The sequence below is a fragment of the Simplicispira hankyongi genome, assembly GCF_003570885.1.
Classification (GTDB): domain Bacteria; phylum Pseudomonadota; class Gammaproteobacteria; order Burkholderiales; family Burkholderiaceae_C; genus Simplicispira; species Simplicispira hankyongi.
The window spans coordinates 256,502-275,989 of the sequence record NZ_QXJC01000001.1 but is presented as its reverse complement, the minus strand read 5'-3'; the positions used below and the strand labels follow the sequence as shown (position 1 = coordinate 275,989).

Here is a 19,488-nt window from a genome sequence, read left to right as displayed (position 1 = left end):
CACCTCCAGAGAGACTCCAGTCATGCAGATCGAAACCCTTGCTGTCCACGCCGGCTATACACCCGACCCGACCACCAAGTCCGCCGCCGTGCCGCTCTACCAGACCACGGCCTACGCTTTTGACAACGCACAGCACGGCGCCGACCTGTTCGATCTGAAGGTGGCGGGCAACATCTACACCCGCATCATGAACCCGACCACCGACGTGCTGGAGCAGCGCGTGGCTGCACTCGAAGGCGGCGTGGCGGCACTGGCACTGGCGTCTGGCATGGCGGCGATCACCGCGGCCATCCAGACCATTGCCGAGGCGGGCGACAACATCGTCTCGGCCAGCACGCTCTATGGCGGCACCTACAACCTGTTCGCCCACACCTTCCCGCAGCAGGGCATCGAGGTGCGCTTTGCCGACCCGCGCGACCCAGCCAGCTTTGCCAAGCTGATCGACGCACGCACCAAGGCGGTGTTCTGTGAGTCCATCGGCAACCCGCTGGGCAACGTGACCGACATCGCCGCGCTGGCCAAGGTGGCGCACGGCGCTGGCGTGCCGCTCATCGTCGACAACACCGTGCCCAGCCCCTACTTGTGCCGCCCCATCGAGCACGGCGCCGACATCGTGGTGCATGCGCTCACCAAGTACATGAACGGCCACGGCAACAGCATCGGCGGCATCATCGTGGACAGCGGCAAGTTCCCCTGGGCAGAGCACAAGGCCCGCTTCAAGCGCCTGAACGAGCCCGACGTCAGCTACCACGGCGTGGTCTACACGGAAGCCCTGGGGGCTGCCGCCTACATCGGCCGCGCCCGCGTGGTGCCGCTGCGCAACATGGGCGCCGCCATCTCGCCCTTCAACGCCTGGCTCACGCTGCAAGGCATCGAAACCCTGCCGCTGCGCATGGACCGCACCTGCGACAACAGCCTGGCGCTGGCCAAGTTCCTGCAAAGCCACCCCAAGGTGGAATGGGTGCGCTATGCCGGGCTGCCCGACCACCCCGACCACGCGCTGGCGCAGCGCCAGATGGGCGGGCGGGCCTCGGGCATTCTGTCCTTCGGACTCAAGGGCAGCGACGCCGACCCGCGTGCCGCCGGTGCACGCTTCCTTGACGCGCTCGATTTGTTCACGCGCCTGGTGAACATTGGCGATGCCAAGTCGCTCGCCACACACCCGGCCTCGACCACGCACCGCCAGCTCGACGCCGCCGAGATGGAAAAGGCCGGCGTGAGCGAGAACATGGTGCGCCTGTCGGTCGGCATCGAGCACATTGACGACCTGCAGGCCGATCTGGCGCAGGCGCTGGACAAGGTCTGAACCTGGTGGTGAGGTTGGAAACCAGAACGATTTTGGCCTCTGACGCACAGCCTGCAATGCTTTTCTGCTCTACCTTATATAGCGAAATGCAGGCTGCGGGCGCACAGTGCGTGGCCCGCAGCCTGCGATGATCGGCACCCCACCACTCCCTGCGCCTTGAGCGCCCTTCGTGCCGTGACGCGTCGGCGCTTTCTGATTGGTCCCTTGTTCGCACTGCGCTGGCTGCTGGCCGCGCTGGCGCTGGCCGGTGCCTGCGTAGCGCTCGCCGGCAGCGGCATTACCGCCGCTCCCGTGGACAGAATGCTGGACGTGGCACAGGCCCATCCGGCGCCCGCAAACCTCACCCCCTGGGTCGACCTGCTGGAAGACCCTTCCGGCACGCTCGGCTTCGACCAGGTGCGCTCTGCAGCATGGGCCGCCCGCTTCGCCCCCAGCCGCCATACCGGCGAGGCGTTGAACTTTGGCATCACGCCCTCAGCCTGGTGGCTGCGTCTGCGGCTGTCCAACACCGGCGATGCACCGCAAGAGCGGTGGCTGGAAGTGGCCTATGCGCGCCTCTCGCACCTGGATGTCTATGTCCCCATGGCTGGGGGCGGCTACCGCGCCATTCGAACAGGCACCACGGCGCCTTTCGAGAGCCGCGGCTACCTGAACCGCAATTTCGTCTTTCCCGTCACCCTGCCCGCGCGAACCGAGCAGATGCTGTACCTGCGCGTGGCGTCCACCACGGCCTTCATCGTGCCCGTGCGGCTGTGGGAGCCCGCTGCGTTTCACGCCTACGAACGCAGCGACTACGCGGCGCAAGCCTGGTACTTCGGCATGGCTGCCGCCATGGTGCTCTACAACCTGCTGCTGTTCGTGCGGCTCAAGGACGGGCTGTACCTGCTGTACTGCGGCTTTGCACTCGCCATGGCCTTTGCGGTCGCGGGGCAGAACGGGCTGGTGAAAGAGGTTTTCCGGCTGGAATCGCCGCTTTGGTCCGACGTGTGCACCTCCTTCGGCTACTCCTTCGCAATTGCCGGCGGCATGCTGTTTTTGCGGCGCATGGTGGAAACAAGCCGCCTGATGCCCCGGCTCGATCCCTGGCTGCGCGGCTTCGTCGCCTTCTTTTACCTGAGCCCCCTGCTGTTTCTGGTCACGAGCCAGACGCTGATCAAAGCCGCCGCCGTGCTGTACGTGCTGGCCATAGTGACCATGCTGGGGGTGGCGGCCTGGTCTGCCTGGCTGCGCCAGCGAAGCGCGTACTTCTTTCTGGGTGCTTTCACGCTGCTGGGCCTGGGCGCGGGCATCAATGGCTTGCGCGCCATGGGCCTCATGCCCACCAACGCCGTCACGGCGAACGCCATGCAATTTGGCTCGGCGCTGGAAATGCTGCTGCTGGCGCTGGCCCTGGCCGACCGCTTCAACCAGATGCGGCGCGAGCGGGCGGCCATGCAGGCCGAATTGCTCGCCACGCAGAAGGCCCTGATCGACACGCTGCAGAGCAACGAGCAGCGCCTGGAGGCGCATGTGGCCGAGCGCACCATCGCCCTGGAAGCGGCCAACCACCGGCTCGAAGCCCTGAGCCGCACCGATGGCCTGACGGGCATCGCCAACCGGCGCCGGTTTGATGAGGCTCTGGCCAGCGAATGGGCGCGCTCGCAGCGCAGCGGCAAACCGCTGGCGCTGGCCATGATCGATATCGATTGGTTCAAGGCCTACAACGACCACTATGGCCACCTGGCGGGCGACGACTGCCTGCGCAGCGTGGCAGGGGCGCTGGTGCATTGCGCGGCACGCAGCACCGACCTGGTGGCGCGCTACGGCGGTGAGGAATTCGCCATCGTTTCCCCTGGCGCCACGGCGGCGCAGATGCAGGCATTGGTCCTGGAAGTCCAGCAGGCCGTGGCGGCCCTGGCGCTGCCGAACCCCACCACGCCGAGCGGCTGCGTCACGCTGTGCGCCGGCGTGGCGGCCGCCGTGGCGTCATCCGGGAAAACACCCGACAGCCTGGTGGCCGCGGCCGACCAGGCGCTGTACCAGGCCAAGACGACGGGGCGCAACCGGATGGTGCTTGCGCCACAAGAATTTTGATAAAAAGTGCCTATAGCGCTTATCTATAAAGCGTTTATAGCTCTTGAATCAATAGCATTTCACACATCGCGCGCCAGGCGCAGCCCGCTGAACTGCCACCGAGCTGTAGTGGGGAAGAAATTGCGGTACGAGAGCCGCGCATGCCCGGCTGGTGTGGCGCAGGAGCTGCCGCGCAACACGTACTGGTTGACCATGAACTTGCCGTTGTATTCGCCCACCGCCCCTTCGGCGGTGCGAAAGCCAGGGTATGGCGCGTAGCTCGACTGCGTCCACTGCCAGACTTCGCCAAACAGCCCGCGAAGGCCGTTGCCGGCTGCCGCCTGGGGCTCGATCCGAGGGCTAGGCGCACCCGCATGGGCCAGCAAGGCAGGCGCTAGATGCACGGTGGGCGCGGCGGCCGCTTCCCACTCGGCCTCGGTGGGCAGGCGGGCGCCGGCCCACCGCGCATAGGCATCGGCTTCAAAGTACGACAGATGCGCCGCCGGGGCGTGTGGCGTGAGCGGCTGCTCGCCGTGCAGGCCAAACCGGTTCCAGCCGCCCTCCTCGGCCGCTCGCCAGTACAAGGGGTGCGCGATGTGCTGCGCCGCCAGCCAGTCCCAGCCCTCGGCGAGCCAGAGCTCGGGCCTGGCGTAGCCACCATCGGCGATGAAGGCCGCGAACTCGCCTTGGTTCACCAGCCGGGCACCCAGGGCATAGGGCGCGAGGTAGGTGGCGTGGCGCGGCAGCTCGTTGTCAAAGGAAAAACCGGGGCCGGTATGGCCCACCTCCACCAGGCCGCCAGCGCATTCCACCCAGTCGAGCGCGGGCGCAACCGCCGGTGCATCGGCCTGCGGGCGTGCATCGCGGTAGGCCGGGGCCATGGGATTGCACGAGAGCAGGTGCAGCACATCCGTCAGCAGCAATTCCTGGTGCTGCTGCTCGTGCTGCAGGCCCAACTCCACCAAGGTCTGTAGCGCTGCGTTGCCCCCTTGCCGCGCCAGCAAAGCCTGCATGCGCTGGTCCACGTTGGCACGGTAGGCGAGCACCTCGACGAGTGCCGGCCGGGTGAGCAGGCCGCGCTGCGGCCGCGGGTGCCTGGCGCCCACGCCGTTGTAATAGGAGTTGAACAACACCCGAAACGCCGGATGGAAGGGGCGAAAACCCGCCTCGTTCGGCTCCAGCACAAAGGTTTCAAAAAACCAGGTGGTGTGCGCCAGGTGCCATTTGACCGGGCTGGCGTCGGGCATGGACTGCGCGCAGCAATCTTCGGCGGACAGCGGCTCGGCCAAGGCCAGGCTGTGGCGGCGCACCGCCGCAAAACGGGAGAGCAGATCGTTCATTTGCGCTTCGCTTTCAGGGCTGGGCGTGCACCACGGCAAACCACCCGCGCGCATCCTGCCAGGCGCGTGCGCGGGCGAAGCCGGCCTGCGCCAACAGGTCGCAGAAGCGGTCCAGCGAGTATTTGTAGCTGTTTTCGGTATGGATGCGCTCCCCCATTGCAAAGGCCCGCGCACCGCCTGGCCAATGCACATCAACCGGAACGCAAGCTTCCAGATGCATCTCGATGCGCGACTCCTCGGGGTTGAAGAAGGCGCGGTGGCGCCAGTCATCGGTTTCGAAATCGCTGCCGATCAGGCGATTGAGATGCGCCAGCACATTGCGGTTGAACTGCGCCGTCACGCCTTGCGCGTCGTCGTACGCTGCTTCGAGCACGGCCACATCCTTGGGCAGGTCGATGCCGATCAGCAGGCCGCCATCGTCCCGCGCCAAGGCGCGCATCTGCCGCAGCAAGGCGAGCGCACTCGGCGGGTCAAAATTGCCGATCGACGAGCCCGGATAGAACACCAGGCGCGGCGCGGCCGGCAAATCGTCTGGCAGATGGATGCCGCGTGTGATGTCACCCCCCAACGCACGCGCATCCATCGCCGGAAAGCGCGCCCCCAGCCGCTGCACCGCTTCACTGAGGTAATCGGCCGAAATATCGACACCCACAAAACAGCGCGGCGCAATCAGCCCGCAGAGCACCGCCGCCTTCGCGCAACTGCCGGCGCCGGGCTCGATCAGGGTGCAGCCGCTGCCAATGGCGCGGGCAATCTCCGGGCCAGACTGCTCAAGAATGGCGTGCTCGGTGCGCGTCGGGTAGTACTCGGGCAACTGCGTGATGGCCTCAAACAGCTTGGAGCCACGCTCGTCGTAAAAGTACTTGGGCGAAATACGGGCTGGCGTGCGCGTAAGGCCTTCGATGATCTCGGCGTGGCGGGGCTCGTACATGGGTAGGCAGGGCTTTGTGGGCAGAATCGGCGAACCATTGTGACGGCACGCTGTCTCCTGCCGTGCAAGCCATCGCTGCGGCCCCTGGTGCCAGTCAACAAAAGGGCCGGGAGTGACCGGCCCTTTTGCGCAGCGCTGGCCCTTCGTTAAAAGCGCCAGCCCACGCCGACGCCCAACAGCACCGGATCGACCTTGAAGGTTCCGACCTTGACGCCGCCCGCACTTACATCGGTACCGATGTAGACCTTCTTCAGGTCCAGGTTGAGGTACAGGTTGTTTTGCAATGGAATGTCCACCCCCACTTGCAGCGCCGCGCCGAAGCTGTTGCGATCGATGTCCACGCCCGCGGGGGCATGCACGCTGCTGAAACGCGTGTAGTTCAAGCCCGCCCCCACGTAGGGCTTGAAACCGCCCAGGTCGTGGTGGTACTGCAGCATCAGCGTCGGCGGCAGGTGCTTGAGCGAACCGATGGCGGTATCGCCCGAGCTCAGGGTGTGCTTTTGCGGCACCGAGAGCACCAGCTCAGCGGCCAGGTTCTGGTTGAAGAAGTAGCTGACGTCGATGTCGGGCATCCATTTGTTATTCACCGACAGGTTCAGACCGGTACTGTCCTTGTTGGCACTGTCCAGATGCAGGGCGCGCACGCGCACCATCCAGGGGCCTTCGGCCTGCTGGGCAAAGGCCGAGCCGCAGGCCAGGGCGCACAGAGCGGCCGCTGCGAGAAGATTCTTTTTCATGCTCAATTCGAAGGTGGCACGGGGTATTCCCGTACTGGAATTAAGCCTATTTTTTGTAGGGCTAATACTGCTTCACATCAAATGCACGGGTTTTCCCTAGCGAACGGCTCAAGCGCGGCGCGGTGGGCGCAGCCGCTGGATCAGCGCCACCACCGCCAGCACCACCGCGCCCGCAAGCACGCCCACGCCGGCGTTGAGCAGTTGTGCGGCCAGCGTTGCCCACACATGGCCCAGCGGTCCGATGACCGTGCGCGCAGCCAACGCGTCGATGGCCTCGGCCACGGCGTGCACGCCGTGCACCAGAATGCCGCCGCCCACCAGAAACATGGCCGCCGTGCCCACCACCGTCAGGCCCTTCATCAGCCAGGGCGCGACGCGCACGATGGCATCGCCCAGGCTGCGGGCGGCACTGCTGGACTTGCGGCTGAGCCACAGCCCCAGGTCATCGAGCTTGACGATGCCCGCCACCAGGCCATAGACGCCCACCGTCATCACCACGGCAATGGCCGAAAGCACCGCCAGGCGCTGGCCAAACGGCGCAGTCGCCACGGTGCCCAAGGCAATGGTGACGATTTCGGCGGAGAGGATGAAGTCGGTGCGCACCGCGCCCTTGACCTTGTCTTTCTCGTACGCCACCAGATCGATCTGGGGATCGGCGTTGGCGCGGACATGGCCTTCGTGCTCAACCTTGTCCTGCTGGCGGCTGTGCAGCAGGCGGTGGGCAACTTTCTCGAAACCTTCGTAGCAAAGAAAGGCGCCGCCGACCATGAGCAGCGGCGTCACAGCCCAGGACGCAAAGGCGCTGATGGCCAGCGCCAGCGGCACCAGGATCAGCTTGTTGAGGAACGAGCCCTTGGCCACGGCCCAGACCACGGGAATCTCGCGCTCGGCGCGCACACCACCGACCTGCTGGGCGTTGAGCGCCAGGTCGTCGCCCAGCACGCCAGCCGTCTTTTGTGCCGCCACCTTGGTCATCACGCCCACGTCGTCGGCAATGACCGCGCTCTTCTTGGCGGCCACCTTGGTCATCAGCGCCACGTCGTCGAGGATGGTGGCGATATCGTCAAGCAGCGTCAGCAGACTGGCTCCGGCCATGGGAATCCTTGTGGGTCAGGTGAAGGTCAGAGATTTTGATAAAAATACGCCTCCAGCGCATGTAGGACATGCGCTGGTAGCTATATTTTTAATAGTGAATCGGCTAAAAGGCGCTCAACCCACCCAGCGCCGCGCGTTGCGCCACAGGCGCATCCATGGGCTGGCGGCGTCCAGGCCGCCGGTGACCGCCAGGTCCGTCCAGCTCATCTGCACGTTGCGGAACACCCGCTCCGGGTGCGGCATCATGGCCGTGAAGCGCCCGTCCGCCGTGGTCACCGCCGTGAGGCCACCGGCGCTGCCGTTGGGGTTGAAGGGGTACTGCTCGGTCTCCGCGCCGTGGTGGTCGACAAAGCGCATGGCGGCGATGGCCTGGGACGCGTCGCCGCGCTGCGCAAAGTTGGCATAGCCCTCGCCATGCGCCACGGCAATCGGCAGGCGGCTGCCGGCCATGCCGGCGAAGAACAGGCTGGGGGATTCGAGCACCTCCACCAACGACAGGCGCGCCTCGAAGCGCTCGCTCTGGTTGGTGGTGAAGCGCGGCCAGTGCGCTGCACCGGGGATGATGTCGGCCAGTTCGGCAAACATCTGGCAGCCGTTGCACACGCCCAGGCCAAAGGTGTCGCCGCGTGCGAAGAAGGCGGCGAACTGGTCGGCCAGGCGCGGGTTGAAGGTAATCGACCGCGCCCAGCCAATGCCGGCGCCCAGCGTGTCGCCGTAGCTGAAACCCCCGCAGGCCACCAGGCCGGCAAAGTCTTGCAGGTCGGCGCGGCCGGCTTGCAGGTCGGTCATGTGCACGTCGACCGCCTCGAAGCCGGCTTGGGTGAAGGCGTAGGCCATTTCCACATGCGAGTTCACGCCCTGCTCGCGCAGCACGGCCACGCGTGGGCGCGCGCCATGCACAAAGGGCGCGGCAACATCCTCGCTCGGATCGAACGTGAGCTGAACGTGCAGACCCGGGTCGCTGGCCAAACCACGGCTGGCATGTTCGGCGTCAGCGCAGTCGGGGTTGTCGCGCTGCTGGCAGATCTTCCAGCTCACGCTGTCCCAGACCTGGTGCAGGTCGTGCAGGCTGGCCGAGAAGACCTCGCGCGTGTCGCGCCAGACGCTGAGCTTGTTTTTGCCGACATCGATGGTCGAATGCTCGGGCCGGGTACTTCCCACCACGTGCGAGAAGCGCGAGAGGCCGTGCGCGCGCAGGGTTTGCAGCACCGCGTCGCGGCTGGGGGCCGCCACCTGCAGCAGCACGCCCAGTTCTTCGTTGAACAGCGCCTTGAGCGCCAGCTCATCGCGCCGCACGCTCATCTGCTGCGCCCAGTTCTTGGCGTCGCCCGCTTCCATGCGGCTGTCGTTCACGCCGTCGCCTTCGGTGAGCAGCATGTCGATGTTGAGCGCCACGCCCACCTGCCCGGCAATCGCCATTTCAAAGGCGGCGGCGAAGAGGCCACCATCGCTGCGGTCGTGGTAGGCGAGAATTTTTCCCTCGGCGCGCAGGGCATTCACCGCGGCGACGAGGTTCTTCAGGTCTTGCGCATCGTCCAGGTCGGGCACGGCGCCGCCGCTCTGGCCCAGGGTCTGCGCGAGGATGCTGCCGCCCATGCGCGCCTGGCCCTTGCCCAGGTCGATGAGGATCAGCGTGCTGTCCACGTCCCGCGCGAGCTGCGGCGTGAGCGTGCCGCGCACATCGGGCAAGGTGGCAAAGGCGGTGACGATCAGGCTGACCGGCGAGACGACTTTTTTCGCCTCACCCTCATGCGTCCACTGCGTGCGCATCGACAGGCTGTCCTTGCCCACGGGGATGGAAACGCCCAGCGCAGGGCACAGCTCCAGCCCCACAGCGCGCACCGTATCGTACAGCGCGGCGTCTTCGCCCGGTTCGCCGCACGCCGCCATCCAGTTGGCTGACAGTTTGACGCGGGCCAGATCGATGGGCGCGGCCAGCAGGTTGGTGATGGCTTCGGCCACCGCCATGCGGCCCGAGGCCGGCGCGTCGAGGGAGGCAATGGGCGTGCGCTCGCCCAGCGCCATGGCTTCGCCGGCGAAACCGGCGTAATCGGCCAGGGTGACGGCGCAGTCCGCCACCGGCACCTGCCAGGGGCCGACCATCTGGTCGCGGTGCGTGAGGCCGCCCACGGTGCGGTCGCCAATGGTGATAAGAAAGCGCTTGGACGCCACCGTCGGGTGGCTCAGCACATCGAGCGCGGCCTGTTGGAGCGCCACGCCGGTGGCGTTCAGCGGCTGGGCGGTGCGCGGCACGCGGGTCACGTCGCGGTGCATCTTGGGCGGCTTGCCGAGCAACACATCCATGGGCATGTGGACGGCTTGCGCGGCCTCGGGCAAGGCGGCGCCGGGCGCCAGCGGCACGCCAGCGCCCACCACCAGTTCGCGCGCCTCGGTGGTCACGCCGACCACGGCAAAGGGGCAGCGCTCGCGCTCGCAAAAGGCCTCGAACTGCGCGAGCGACTCGGGTGCAATAGCCAGCACGTAGCGCTCCTGGCTCTCGTTGCACCAGATTTCGCGCGGCGCCATGCCCGTTTCTTCCAGGGGCACGGCGGACAAGTCAAAGCGCGCGCCGCGCCCCGCGTCGTTCACCAGCTCCGGGAAGGCGTTGGAGAGCCCGCCCGCGCCCACATCGTGGATCGCCAGAATCGGGTTGCCTGCGCCCAGCGCGGCGCAGTGGTTGATGACCTCTTGTGCGCGCCGCTCGATCTCGGGGTTGCCGCGCTGCACCGAATCAAAATCGAGTTCAGCGGCGTTCTGGCCGGTGGCCATGGAGCTCGCAGCGCTGCCGCCCATGCCAATGCGCATGCCGGGGCCGCCGAGCTGCACCAGCAGCGAGCCGGCCGGGAATGCGATTTTCTGCGTCAGCGCGCCGTCAATGCTGCCCAGACCGCCGGCAATCATGATGGGCTTGTGGTAGCCGCGCTGCACGCCGGCGACTTCGGCTTCGTACTCACGGAAGTACCCCAGCAGGTTGGGCCGGCCAAACTCGTTGTTGAAGGCCGCGCCGCCCAGCGGCCCCTCGGTCATGATCTGCAAAGGGTTGGCAATGTGGTCGGGCTTGCCGCCTGCCGCATCCGACAGGCCGCCCCAGAGCTTGGACACCGTGAACCCCGTCAGCCCCGCCTTGGGCTTGGAGCCGCGCCCGGTGGCGCCTTCGTCCCGAATCTCGCCGCCAGCGCCAGTCGAGGCACCAGGGAAGGGCGAGATGGCCGTGGGGTGGTTGTGCGTCTCCACCTTCATCAGCACATGCCGCAGAACACTCTCTTTTTCATAGCTGGTCGCGCTAGTCCCACCTGCGCTGGAGGCTGATTTGGCTTGAAATTTCTCGACGACGCCGCCTTCCATGACCGAGGCGTTGTCCGAATACGCCACCACCGTGTGCTGGGGATTCGTCTTGTGGGTGTGGCGGATCATGCCAAACAGGGTCTGATCCTGCGGTGCGCCGTCGATGGTGAACTGGGCGTTGAAGATTTTGTGGCGGCAATGCTCGCTGTTGGCCTGCGCAAACATCATCAGCTCGACATCCGTCGGGTTGCGCCCCAAGGTGGTGAAGGCCTGCACCAAATAGTCGATTTCGTCGGCCGCCAGCGCCAGGCCCCATTGCGTGTTGGCGGCCTCCAATGCAGCACGGCCACCAGCCAGCACGTCCACCTGCGCCATCGGCTGCGCGGGCAGCTCGGTGAACAGCGCGCGCGCCGCGTCCAGGTCGGTGAACCACGATTCGGTCATGCGGTCGTGCAGCAGCGCGCCCACCTGGGCGATCTGGCCGGCGTCCAGCGACTTCGTGCCGCCCAGCAGGCCCGAGCGCAACGTGATGCGGTATTCGGTCACGCGCTCGATGCGGCGCACGTCCAGCCCACAATTGTGGGCAATGTCGCTGGCCTTGGAGGCCCAGGGCGAGACGGTGCCCAGGCGCGGCGCCACGACGATGGCCTGTCCGGCGTCACCGCCTTCGAACGGCTCGCCATAGGTCAGCAGCGCCGCGAGTTGCTGCGCCTGCGCCGGGGTGGGTTCGCCGGGTGTCGCCACCCAATGCACGTAGCGTGCGCGCACCGCATCTATGCGCGGCTCAATGCCCTGGAGTTGCGGCAACAACTGGCGCGCACGGAAAGGGCTCAGGGCGTTGCCGCCCACAAGTAGGGTCAGGTGCAGAGTCACGGTGGCAGCGTTCTGATGGGAAGAAAGACGGGGCGAGCCGGGCAGCTCCGGCGCACTGCGATCTGCAGGCGCCAAAGCTGGCTATTTTAAAGGGGGTGTCGGTACGCGCTGGCTGGGACGACAAAACCCGCACTCAGCGCAAAAAAAGGCCCAATGGGATAATTTGGCCCATGAGCATCACCATCAAAAGCGCCGAGGACATTGCCGGCATGCGCGTCGCCTGCCGCCTCGCGTCCGAAGTGCTGGACGCCATTGCGCCGCACATCCAGCCTGGCATCACAACGCGCCGAATCGACGAAATCGCTGCCGCCTGCATGCAGGAGCAAGGCACCATCTCGGCCACTATTGGCTACCAGCCGCCCGGCTACCCACCCTACCCGGCCTCGCTGTGCACCTCGGTCAACCACGTGGTCTGCCACGGCATTCCGAACGACAAGCCTTTGAAGAAGGGCGATATCGTCAACGTGGACGTCACCGTCATCACGCCAGAGGGCTGGTACGGCGACAACAGCCGCATGTATTTGATAGGCGAGTGCTCGATTGCCGCCAAGCGCCTCTCGGCCATCACCTATGAAGCCATGTGGCATGGCATCCTGCAGGTCAAACCTGGCGCCCACCTGGGCGACATCGGCCACACCATCCAGAAGTTCGCCGAAGGGCAGGGCTTCTCGGTGGTACGCGAGTTCTGCGGCCACGGCATCGGCAAGCGCTTCCACGAAGAGCCCCAGGTCCTGCACTATGGGCGCCCGGGCACGCTGGAGAAGCTGGAGCCCGGCATGGTCTTCACCATCGAGCCCATGATCAACGCCGGCCGGCGCGACATCAAGGAATTCGGCAACGACGGCTGGACCATCGTCACCAAGGACCACAGCCTCTCGGCCCAGTGGGAGCACACGATTCTCGTCACCCCCACCGGCTACGAGGTGATGACGCTCTCGGCCGGTTCGCCGGCGCTGCCCGATTTCGTCACGGCCACCACCACCTGAAGTGCTCGGGAGCGGCCTGTGCACGCTTCTTGCTTCACTCGCCGCATGCAACTGACGCCTCCTCCTCCCGCACCCACCACACCGAACCTGCCGGCTCTGCGCGAGGCTTATCGGCGCGACAAGGCGGCGCTGGTGGCCACACTGCTCGCACCGCTGCCCACGGCGCGCGGCGTCCACGGACTGCTGCGCAAATTCACCCGGCTGGCCGATACCTTGCTGCACGCTCTGTGGGAGGCCAGCGCCCTGCCCCCAGGTCTGGCGCTGCTGGCGGTGGGCGGCTTTGGCCGCGGGCAACTGCTGCCGTATTCGGATGTGGACGTGCTGGTGCTGCTGCCAGATGGCTCGCACGCGGCGCTCTGTACCGACACCCGGGCCCGCGTGGAAGACTTCATCCGCAACTGCTGGGATGCGGGGCTGGAAATCGGTTCGAGCGTGCGCTCGGTGGAGGAATGCCTGCAGGAGGCGGCCGGCGACGTGACGGTGCAGACCTCGCTTCTGGAGGCGCGGCGCGTCTGCGGCAGCGCAGCGCTGTTCGGGCGCTTCGAGCAGGAATTTCGTGCGTCCATCGACCCACGCGCCTTTCTCACGGCCAAGACGCTGGAGATGCGCCAGCGCCACAACAAGTACGAAAACACCGCCTACGCGCTGGAACCCAACGTCAAGGAGTCGCCCGGCGGGCTGCGCGACCTGCAGACCATTTTGTGGGTGGCGGACGCCGCGGGCCTGGGCCAGGGTTGGCGCGCGCTGGGAGCCAGCGGCCTGGCCACGTCCTATGAAATGCACCAGCTCGAGCGCAACGAGGCGGTGCTGCTGCTGATCCGTGCACGCCTGCACGCCATTGCCGGGCGGCACGAAGACCGGCTGGTGTTTGACCTGCAAGCCACCGTGGCCGAAGCCTTCGGTTACCGCAGCGTGTCCGAGGGCGGCTCGCGCCTGCCCATGCGCGCGAGTGAGACCCTGATGCGGCGCTACTACTGGGCCGCCAAGGCGGTCACGCAGCTCACGCAGATCCTGCTGCTCGATATCGAAGACCGGCTCAATCCGCCGCAGACGCCACCGCAACCCATCGACGAGCGCTTTCTGGACAAGGGCGGAATGATCGAGGTGGCAAGCGACGATCTGTACCAGCGCGACCCGCACGCCATCCTCGAAACCTTCTTGCTGTTCCAGTCGTCGTCGGCCCTGCAAAACCTCTCGGCGCGTACGCTGCGGGCGCTGTACGGCGCGCGCAGCGTGATGAACAGTGCGTTTCGCGACGACCCGGTGAATCGCGCGGCCTTTTTGCGCATCCTGCAGCAGCCGTCGGGCATCACCCACGCCATGCGTCTGATGAACCAGACCTCGGTGCTGGGGCGCTACCTCTGGCCATTTCGGCGCATCGTGGGGCAGATGCAGCACGACCTGTTCCACGTCTACACCGTGGACCAGCACATCCTGATGGTGCTGCGCAATGTGCGGCGCTTCTTCATGGCCGAGCACGCACATGAGTACCCGTTTTGCTCACAGCTTGCCGCTGGCTGGGACAAGCCCTGGGTGCTCTACATCGCCGCGTTGTTCCACGACATCGGCAAGGGGCGCGGCGGCGACCACTCGCAGATCGGCGCCGTGGCGGTGCGGCGCTTTTGCCGCCAGCACGCGGTCGACCGGGCGGATGCGCGTTTGATCGAGTTCCTCGTGCGCGAGCACCTCACCATGAGCCGCGTGGCGCAAAAGGAAGACCTGAGCGACCCCGATGTCATCGGCGCCTTTGCGCAGCGCGTAGGCAACGAACGCTACCTCACCGCGCTCTACCTGCTCACCGTGGCCGACATCCGCGGCACCAGTCCCAAGGTCTGGAACGCGTGGAAGGGCAAGCTCCTGGAAGACCTGTACCGCGCCACGCTGCGCGTCCTGGGCGGGCGGGCGCCCGATGCCGCAGCCGAAGTCGAGGCCCGCAAGCGCGATGCCCTGGTGCTGCTGGCACTGAGCGCTTTGCCGTTCGACGCGCACAAGGCGCTCTGGGCGACACTGGATGTGGGCTATTTCATGCGCCACGAGGCCGCCGATATCGCCTGGCATACGCGGCATCTCTCGCGCCACGTGGGGAGCAGCAAGCCCGTCGTCAGCGCGCGCCAGTCGCCAGCGGGCGAAGGCCTGCAGGTCCTGGTCTACACCGCCGACCAGAACGATTTGTTTGCCCGCATCTGCGGCTATTTCGACCAGGCGGGGTTCTCCATCCTCGATGCGCGCATTCACACCACGCGCAACGGCTATGCGCTCGACACCTTTCAGGTGGTGAGCGACGCCCTGCCAGGCCACTACCGCGAGCTCACCCACCTGGTGGAAAGCGGCTTGATGCATGCCTTGCAAGATGCGAGCCCCCTGCCCGAGCCAGGGCGCAAGCGCGTCTCACGCCGGGTGCGCCATTTCCCCATGGCACCACGGGTCACGTTGCGCCCGGACGAAAAGGCCCAGCGCTGGCTGCTGGGCGTCTCCGCCAGTGACCGCTCTGGTTTGCTGTACTGCATTGCCCGTGTGCTGGCGCGCCACCAGCTCAGCGTACAGCTGGCCAAGATCAGCACGCTCGGCGAACGGGTGGAAGACACATTTCTGGTGCAAGGCTCCGAGCTGCAGAACAACGCAGCGCAGATCCGCATCGAAACGGAACTTCTGCAAGCCCTGGCTGGCGATGGCACCTGAGCGCGCAACACCTTGAAAACTATGTTTTTGATAGCTGCTTAGGCTTTATGCACAAGCGCTAGCGGCTATTTTTCCAATTATTATTAAGCGTCAGCTCCTGTTGGGAAACTGGGGCTACCATCGCCCACAGGCAGTGGTGCCCAACCCGCCTTTGGCCAGCCCATCTTGTCTTGTGAACTCTGCAGCGCCGCGCCACCGCTGCGGCAAGCTGCGCCAGGGACGCATGGCCAACTCGATTTCTGCATCAAACGTGAACGCGAAGGTGAAGCGCAGACGGTACAGACGTACGGCAAGCGAAACCGACAACGTGCACGTTTGATCTAGAAATGAAGCAACAAGGACTTTCTCGCATGTTCCAGCACCTGCTCGTCCCCACAGACGGCTCTTCCCTCTCGCGCAGCACCGCCATCGAAGCCGTGCGCTTTGCCAAGGCGGCTGGCGCCAAGATCACCGGTTTTCATGCCATGCCCGAGCTACGGCATATGACGCAGCACCCGGGCTTGCCCACCGACACACGGGCCAATTTCGAGCGCCAGGCCCGCGCCGAAGCCAATGCGGCACTCGACTTCGTCAAGGAGGCCGCGCAAGCCCAGGGCGTGGTTTGCGATACGGTCATGGTGGCCAGCGACCAGCCGCACGAAGCCATCCTGCGCGCGGCACGCGACCGCGATTGCGATCTGATCGTCATGGCCTCGCACGGCCGGCGCGGCATCGAGGCCATGCTGATCGGCAGCGAAACGCAGAAAGTGCTCACGCACAGCAAGATACCGGTGTTGGTCTGGCGCAGCAACCGGGGCTGAAAGCCTGGCTTGGCGGCGGGCGGAACAGGCCAGGATGTATCAATCCTCTGCGTCCAATGCCAGCCCAGGAAACAGCACCTCGGTGAAGCCCAATTGCGCCAAATCGCGCATGCGCATCGGGTACAGCACGCCCACCAGATGGTCGCATTCGTGCTGTACCACGCGTGCATGGAACCCCTGCACCGTGCGATCGATGGGCGCGCCCTCCAGGTCGAATCCCTGGTAGCGCACGCACTGCCAGCGCGGCACGCGCCCGCGCAGACCCGGCACCGACAAACACCCTTCCCAGTCGTCTTCCTCTTCGCTGCCAAGCGGCGTCACGACAGGGTTGAGGAGCACCGTTGGCGGAATCCGCTCACGATCGGGATAGCGCGGATTGGCCTCATACGAGCCAAAAATGACGACTTGCAGATCCACACCGATCTGCGGTGCCGCAATGCCGGCGCCACTTGCCGAGCGCATGGTGTCCTGCATGTTCTGGACGAGGGCATGCAATTGGGGCGTTCCCCAGCCCTGCACGGGCCGTGAGACCCGCAGCAGCCGTGGGTCGCCCATCTTGAGAATTTTCTGAATCGCCATGTCCTCTTCCTGTCTTGCCAATAGGGCTGTGCCGATTGGCGAGAATACCGCGACGCACTGCACACTCCCGCATGAACGACGATCCGCCACCTGCCCCCGGTATTCCACCACCACCAAGCATGCCGCCGGTGCCGCGGGCCGCGCGCTGGCTGCTGCATGGGTTTGCCGTGCTGTGCCTGGCGCTGGGTGTCATTGGCATTTTCTTGCCGGGCCTGCCCACGACGGTGTTCATCCTCATGGCAGCGTGGGCCGCGGCGCGCAGTTCCCCGCGCCTGCACGAGTGGCTCTGGTACCACCGCCTTTTCGGCCCCATGTTGCGTGACTGGTCGCGCGGCGGCTGGGTAAGCCGTCGGGCCAAGTGGCACGCCAGCTTTGTCATGGCACTGTGCGCGGTGGTGCTGTTCCTGACCGTGCAAAAACTTTGGATCCCCATCGTAGCGAGCAGCAACATGGCTGTGGTGCTGATCTGGCTGTGGTACCGACCAGAACCTCCGCCGCCGCAGTGAAAACTACCCGGACCGCACCCAATTCCTGTATATAATCTGAGGCTTGTTCCTCGATAGCTCAGTTGGTAGAGCGCCGGACTGTTAATCCGTAGGTCCCTGGTTCGAGCCCAGGTCGAGGAGCCAGAATTTTTTTATTGAGCCCTGCGTGTGCAAGCGGGGCTTTTTCATGCCGATTTTTCCTCGATAGCTCAGTTGGTAGAGCGCCGGACTGTTAATCCGTAGGTCCCTGGTTCGAGCCCAGGTCGAGGAGCCAAAAAAAAATGAATCAAGCACTTGGCGTTTCGGCGCCAAGTGCTTTTTTCTTGCCGGCCGGACAATTGATTGGCCGCCCAATTTGTAATCACCGAATTGCAAGGATGCTTCCAATTGCGGTGATACGGCCGGTCGACGTGCGGCCAAATCGGATACCTCTCACACTTACTCCACCAGTGGCGGTCGCCAGCCGGTCAAGAACCTGCTGCTGTCGGCGAGCACTGCTAAGATCATCTGATTCCAGATGTCAAACCTGCGTGCTCATACTGCCTCCCGCCGCCGCTGCATGTGGTGGTTGTGGCTGTTGCTGCTATTGCCGGCAGCTCAGGTGGCCGCGACGATGCACGTGTACACCCACGGGCTCGCGGAAGAGGCGAAAGAAACCCGCGAACTCGGCGGCAAGTTGGCGCTTTCTCATGCGCACTGCGGTATCTGCCTGACCGCTGCTGCACTGATCGGCGGTGCGCCCCCTGCCGAACCTCCGGCCCTATTCCATTCGACAGCCCTCTATGAGGTGCCGAAAGCCAAGCCCAGCAGTGCCTGGGGTTTCCCCTTCTTCCCGGCTTACGAGAGCCGCGCCCCACCACTTGCCCTGCACTGATCTTTGAATCGTGACGCCCGAGCCGCGCCCCGCGTGGCGGTGCGTCTTTCATAGCCATTGCTGGAGCAAGAACCCGTGAACAAGACTTTTCTGGCGAGCATCGCGCTCGCCTTGGCCGCGCCATTGGGCGCCATGGCCGACACACCCTCCGATATCAGCGCGCTTCGACAGGAGATCGAGGCCATGCGCGCAGCCTATGAAGCAAGGCTTCAGGCACTGGAACAACGGCTGAAGGTGGCCGAGGGAGCCACATCCCAAGCGCCCAAGCCAGAGGCTGCCGTGGCGCAGCCCCCGGCATCCGTCGCTGCGACAGTGCCGGCGACCTCGGGTGGCGGTGCAAACTCCTTCAATCCGTCGATGTCACTGATCCTGTCTGGCCTCTACACCCGCACCTCGCTGGATCCGGCAAGCTACGCGATCACCGGTTTTCAGTTGCCCGCGGACGCTGAGGTCGGTCCGGGCACGCGGGGGCTCAGCTTGGCCGAATCCGAGCTTGGGTTTTCTGCAAACGTCGATCCGTGGCTGCACGGTGCAGCGAACATTTCCCTGCATGCGGACAACACGGTCTCGGTCGAGGAGGCGTACGTTCAGACCACATCGCTTGGCAATGGCGTGTCCCTGAAGGCCGGCCGGTTCTTCTCAGGTATTGGCTACCTCAACCCGCAGCATTCGCATACTTGGGATTTCACCGACAACCCACTGGCGTACCAGGCCCTGCTCGGCACTCAATATGGTGACGATGGGGTACAACTGAGCTGGCTGGCTCCCACTGACCGTTACATCGAAATCAGTGCCGAGCTGGGTCGTGGGCGCAGCTTTCCAGGCAGCGACACGGGGCGAAATGGCGCGGGCATGACGGCACTGAGCGCACATACGGGGGGCGATATCGGTGACAGCCACAACTGGCGCGCCGGTCTGTCGGTGCTCAACGCAAAGGCCACCGACCAGGCGCTGAATGCAACCAGCGCCGCCGGAAGCCTGGTCAACAACGCGTTCAGCGGCAGCACCCGGGTCTGGGTCGTTGATGGGGTCTGGAAATGGGCGCCTGACGGCAATGCCTCGCACACCAACTTCAAACTGCAAGGCGAATACCTGCGCAGCACGCGCGATGGAAGTCTCGTGTACGACGTGGGCAATTCCAACAGTACGGGCGCGTACCGCGCCGTTCAGTCCGGCTGGTACGTGCAGGGTGTCTACCAGTTCATGCCCAACTGGCGCATTGGATTGCGCACCGAGCGATTGAACCCGGGCACGCCGGACTATGGCATCAATGCCCTGTCGTTGATGGGCAGTGGCTATCAGCCGCGCAAGAACTCCTTGATGCTCGACTACAACCCGAGCGAGTTCTCGCGTGTTCGCCTGCAGTTCGCACAGGACCGCTCACGCGAAGGGCGTCCCGACAACCAAATCTTCCTCCAGTACCAGATGAGCCTGGGCGCACACGGTGCACACAGCTACTGAAGCCC

14 protein-coding genes and 2 tRNA genes are annotated in these 19,488 nt (G+C 65.3%); 10 read left to right on the top strand and 6 right to left on the bottom strand.

Annotated elements, in window-relative coordinates; all coding sequences use genetic code 11:
- The first annotated feature begins 22 nt into the window (after positions 1 to 22).
- Together D3F03_RS01205 and D3F03_RS01200 are read left to right on the top strand one after the other, a co-directional pair.
- Positions 23 to 1,306 (top strand): O-acetylhomoserine aminocarboxypropyltransferase/cysteine synthase family protein, encoded by a 1,284-nt coding sequence (locus D3F03_RS01205; protein ID WP_119107548.1) that lies wholly within the window; start codon positions 23 to 25, stop codon positions 1,304 to 1,306.
- A gap of 156 nt (positions 1,307 to 1,462) precedes the next feature.
- On the top strand, positions 1,463 to 3,379 hold the full coding sequence (locus tag D3F03_RS01200; protein ID WP_147414686.1) for a diguanylate cyclase: 1,917 nt from the start codon (positions 1,463 to 1,465) through the stop codon (positions 3,377 to 3,379).
- A gap of 59 nt (positions 3,380 to 3,438) precedes the next feature.
- Here D3F03_RS01200 and egtB read toward each other — a convergent pair whose 3' ends face one another.
- The 5 genes from egtB to purL form a co-directional block, all read right to left on the bottom strand.
- On the bottom strand, positions 3,439 to 4,698 hold the full coding sequence (egtB, locus tag D3F03_RS01195) for an ergothioneine biosynthesis protein EgtB (RefSeq protein ID WP_245960458.1): 1,260 nt from the start codon (positions 4,696 to 4,698) through the stop codon (positions 3,439 to 3,441).
- Positions 4,699 to 4,711: 13 nt separating this feature from the next.
- Positions 4,712 to 5,629 (bottom strand): L-histidine N(alpha)-methyltransferase, encoded by a 918-nt coding sequence (egtD, locus tag D3F03_RS01190; protein WP_119107545.1) that lies wholly within the window; start codon positions 5,627 to 5,629, stop codon positions 4,712 to 4,714.
- A gap of 146 nt (positions 5,630 to 5,775) precedes the next feature.
- Positions 5,776 to 6,366, bottom strand: a complete 591-nt coding sequence (locus D3F03_RS01185; RefSeq protein WP_119107544.1) for an OmpW/AlkL family protein — start codon at positions 6,364 to 6,366, stop codon at positions 5,776 to 5,778.
- Between the two features lie 108 nt (positions 6,367 to 6,474).
- The gene (locus D3F03_RS01180; RefSeq protein ID WP_119107543.1) at positions 6,475 to 7,461 is read right to left on the bottom strand and encodes a DUF808 domain-containing protein; all 987 of its coding nucleotides are present in this window, start codon (positions 7,459 to 7,461) and stop codon (positions 6,475 to 6,477) included.
- Between the two features lie 114 nt (positions 7,462 to 7,575).
- On the bottom strand, positions 7,576 to 11,619 hold the full coding sequence (gene purL, locus D3F03_RS01175; protein ID WP_119107542.1) for a phosphoribosylformylglycinamidine synthase: 4,044 nt from the start codon (positions 11,617 to 11,619) through the stop codon (positions 7,576 to 7,578).
- Between the two features lie 170 nt (positions 11,620 to 11,789).
- Between purL and map the strand changes: the two genes are divergently transcribed.
- From map to D3F03_RS01155, 3 genes are all read left to right on the top strand, one after another.
- Positions 11,790 to 12,605, top strand: coding sequence for a type I methionyl aminopeptidase (gene map, locus D3F03_RS01170; protein ID WP_119107541.1), 816 nt, complete (start codon positions 11,790 to 11,792; stop codon positions 12,603 to 12,605).
- A 45-nt stretch (positions 12,606 to 12,650) separates the two neighbouring features.
- Positions 12,651 to 15,284 (top strand): [protein-PII] uridylyltransferase, encoded by a 2,634-nt coding sequence (locus D3F03_RS01165; protein WP_119107540.1) that lies wholly within the window; start codon positions 12,651 to 12,653, stop codon positions 15,282 to 15,284.
- A gap of 350 nt (positions 15,285 to 15,634) precedes the next feature.
- Entirely contained in the window at positions 15,635 to 16,084 is a 450-nt protein-coding gene (locus D3F03_RS01155) for a universal stress protein (protein ID WP_119107538.1), read from the top strand.
- 39 nt (positions 16,085 to 16,123) lie between these two features.
- Here the strand turns inward: D3F03_RS01155 and def are convergent, their stop codons facing one another.
- Positions 16,124 to 16,663, bottom strand: a complete 540-nt coding sequence (def, locus tag D3F03_RS01150) for a peptide deformylase (RefSeq protein ID WP_119107537.1) — start codon at positions 16,661 to 16,663, stop codon at positions 16,124 to 16,126.
- Positions 16,664 to 16,734: 71 nt separating this feature from the next.
- On the opposite strand from def, the gene D3F03_RS01145 reads away from it, so the two are divergent.
- The 5 genes from D3F03_RS01145 (at position 16,735) to D3F03_RS01125 (ending at position 19,483) form a co-directional block, all read left to right on the top strand.
- Positions 16,735 to 17,169: a YbaN family protein gene (locus tag D3F03_RS01145; protein ID WP_119107536.1), complete on the top strand. Its 435-nt coding sequence runs from the start codon at positions 16,735 to 16,737 to the stop codon at positions 17,167 to 17,169.
- 47 nt (positions 17,170 to 17,216) lie between these two features.
- Positions 17,217 to 17,292: transfer RNA gene (locus tag D3F03_RS01140), tRNA-Asn, on the top strand.
- 54 nt (positions 17,293 to 17,346) lie between these two features.
- A tRNA-Asn gene (locus D3F03_RS01135) sits at positions 17,347 to 17,422 on the top strand.
- A gap of 285 nt (positions 17,423 to 17,707) precedes the next feature.
- Positions 17,708 to 18,022, top strand: a complete 315-nt coding sequence (locus D3F03_RS01130) for a DUF2946 family protein (protein WP_158606120.1) — start codon at positions 17,708 to 17,710, stop codon at positions 18,020 to 18,022.
- A gap of 75 nt (positions 18,023 to 18,097) precedes the next feature.
- The gene (locus D3F03_RS01125; RefSeq protein WP_245960457.1) at positions 18,098 to 19,483 is read left to right on the top strand and encodes a porin family protein; all 1,386 of its coding nucleotides are present in this window, start codon (positions 18,098 to 18,100) and stop codon (positions 19,481 to 19,483) included.
- Positions 19,484 to 19,488 lie beyond the last annotated feature (5 nt).

Bases quoted from the DNA above. Each gene is read 5' to 3' on its own strand.
- D3F03_RS01130 (WP_158606120.1), top strand. From the start codon at position 17,708: ATGTGGTGGTTGTGGCTGTTGCTGCTATTGCCGGCAGCTCAGGTGGCC.
- D3F03_RS01185 (WP_119107544.1), bottom strand. From the start codon at position 6,366: ATGAAAAAGAATCTTCTCGCAGCGGCCGCTCTGTGCGCCCTGGCCTGC.
- map (WP_119107541.1), top strand. From the start codon at position 11,790: ATGAGCATCACCATCAAAAGCGCCGAGGACATTGCCGGCATGCGCGTC.
- D3F03_RS01165 (WP_119107540.1), top strand. From the start codon at position 12,651: ATGCAACTGACGCCTCCTCCTCCCGCACCCACCACACCGAACCTGCCG.
- egtB (WP_245960458.1), bottom strand. From the start codon at position 4,698: ATGAACGATCTGCTCTCCCGTTTTGCGGCGGTGCGCCGCCACAGCCTG.
- D3F03_RS01155 (WP_119107538.1), top strand. From the start codon at position 15,635: ATGTTCCAGCACCTGCTCGTCCCCACAGACGGCTCTTCCCTCTCGCGC.
- egtD (WP_119107545.1), bottom strand. From the start codon at position 5,629: ATGTACGAGCCCCGCCACGCCGAGATCATCGAAGGCCTTACGCGCACG.
- D3F03_RS01180 (WP_119107543.1), bottom strand. From the start codon at position 7,461: ATGGCCGGAGCCAGTCTGCTGACGCTGCTTGACGATATCGCCACCATC.
- def (WP_119107537.1), bottom strand. From the start codon at position 16,663: ATGGCGATTCAGAAAATTCTCAAGATGGGCGACCCACGGCTGCTGCGG.
- D3F03_RS01205 (WP_119107548.1), top strand. From the start codon at position 23: ATGCAGATCGAAACCCTTGCTGTCCACGCCGGCTATACACCCGACCCG.
- D3F03_RS01145 (WP_119107536.1), top strand. From the start codon at position 16,735: ATGAACGACGATCCGCCACCTGCCCCCGGTATTCCACCACCACCAAGC.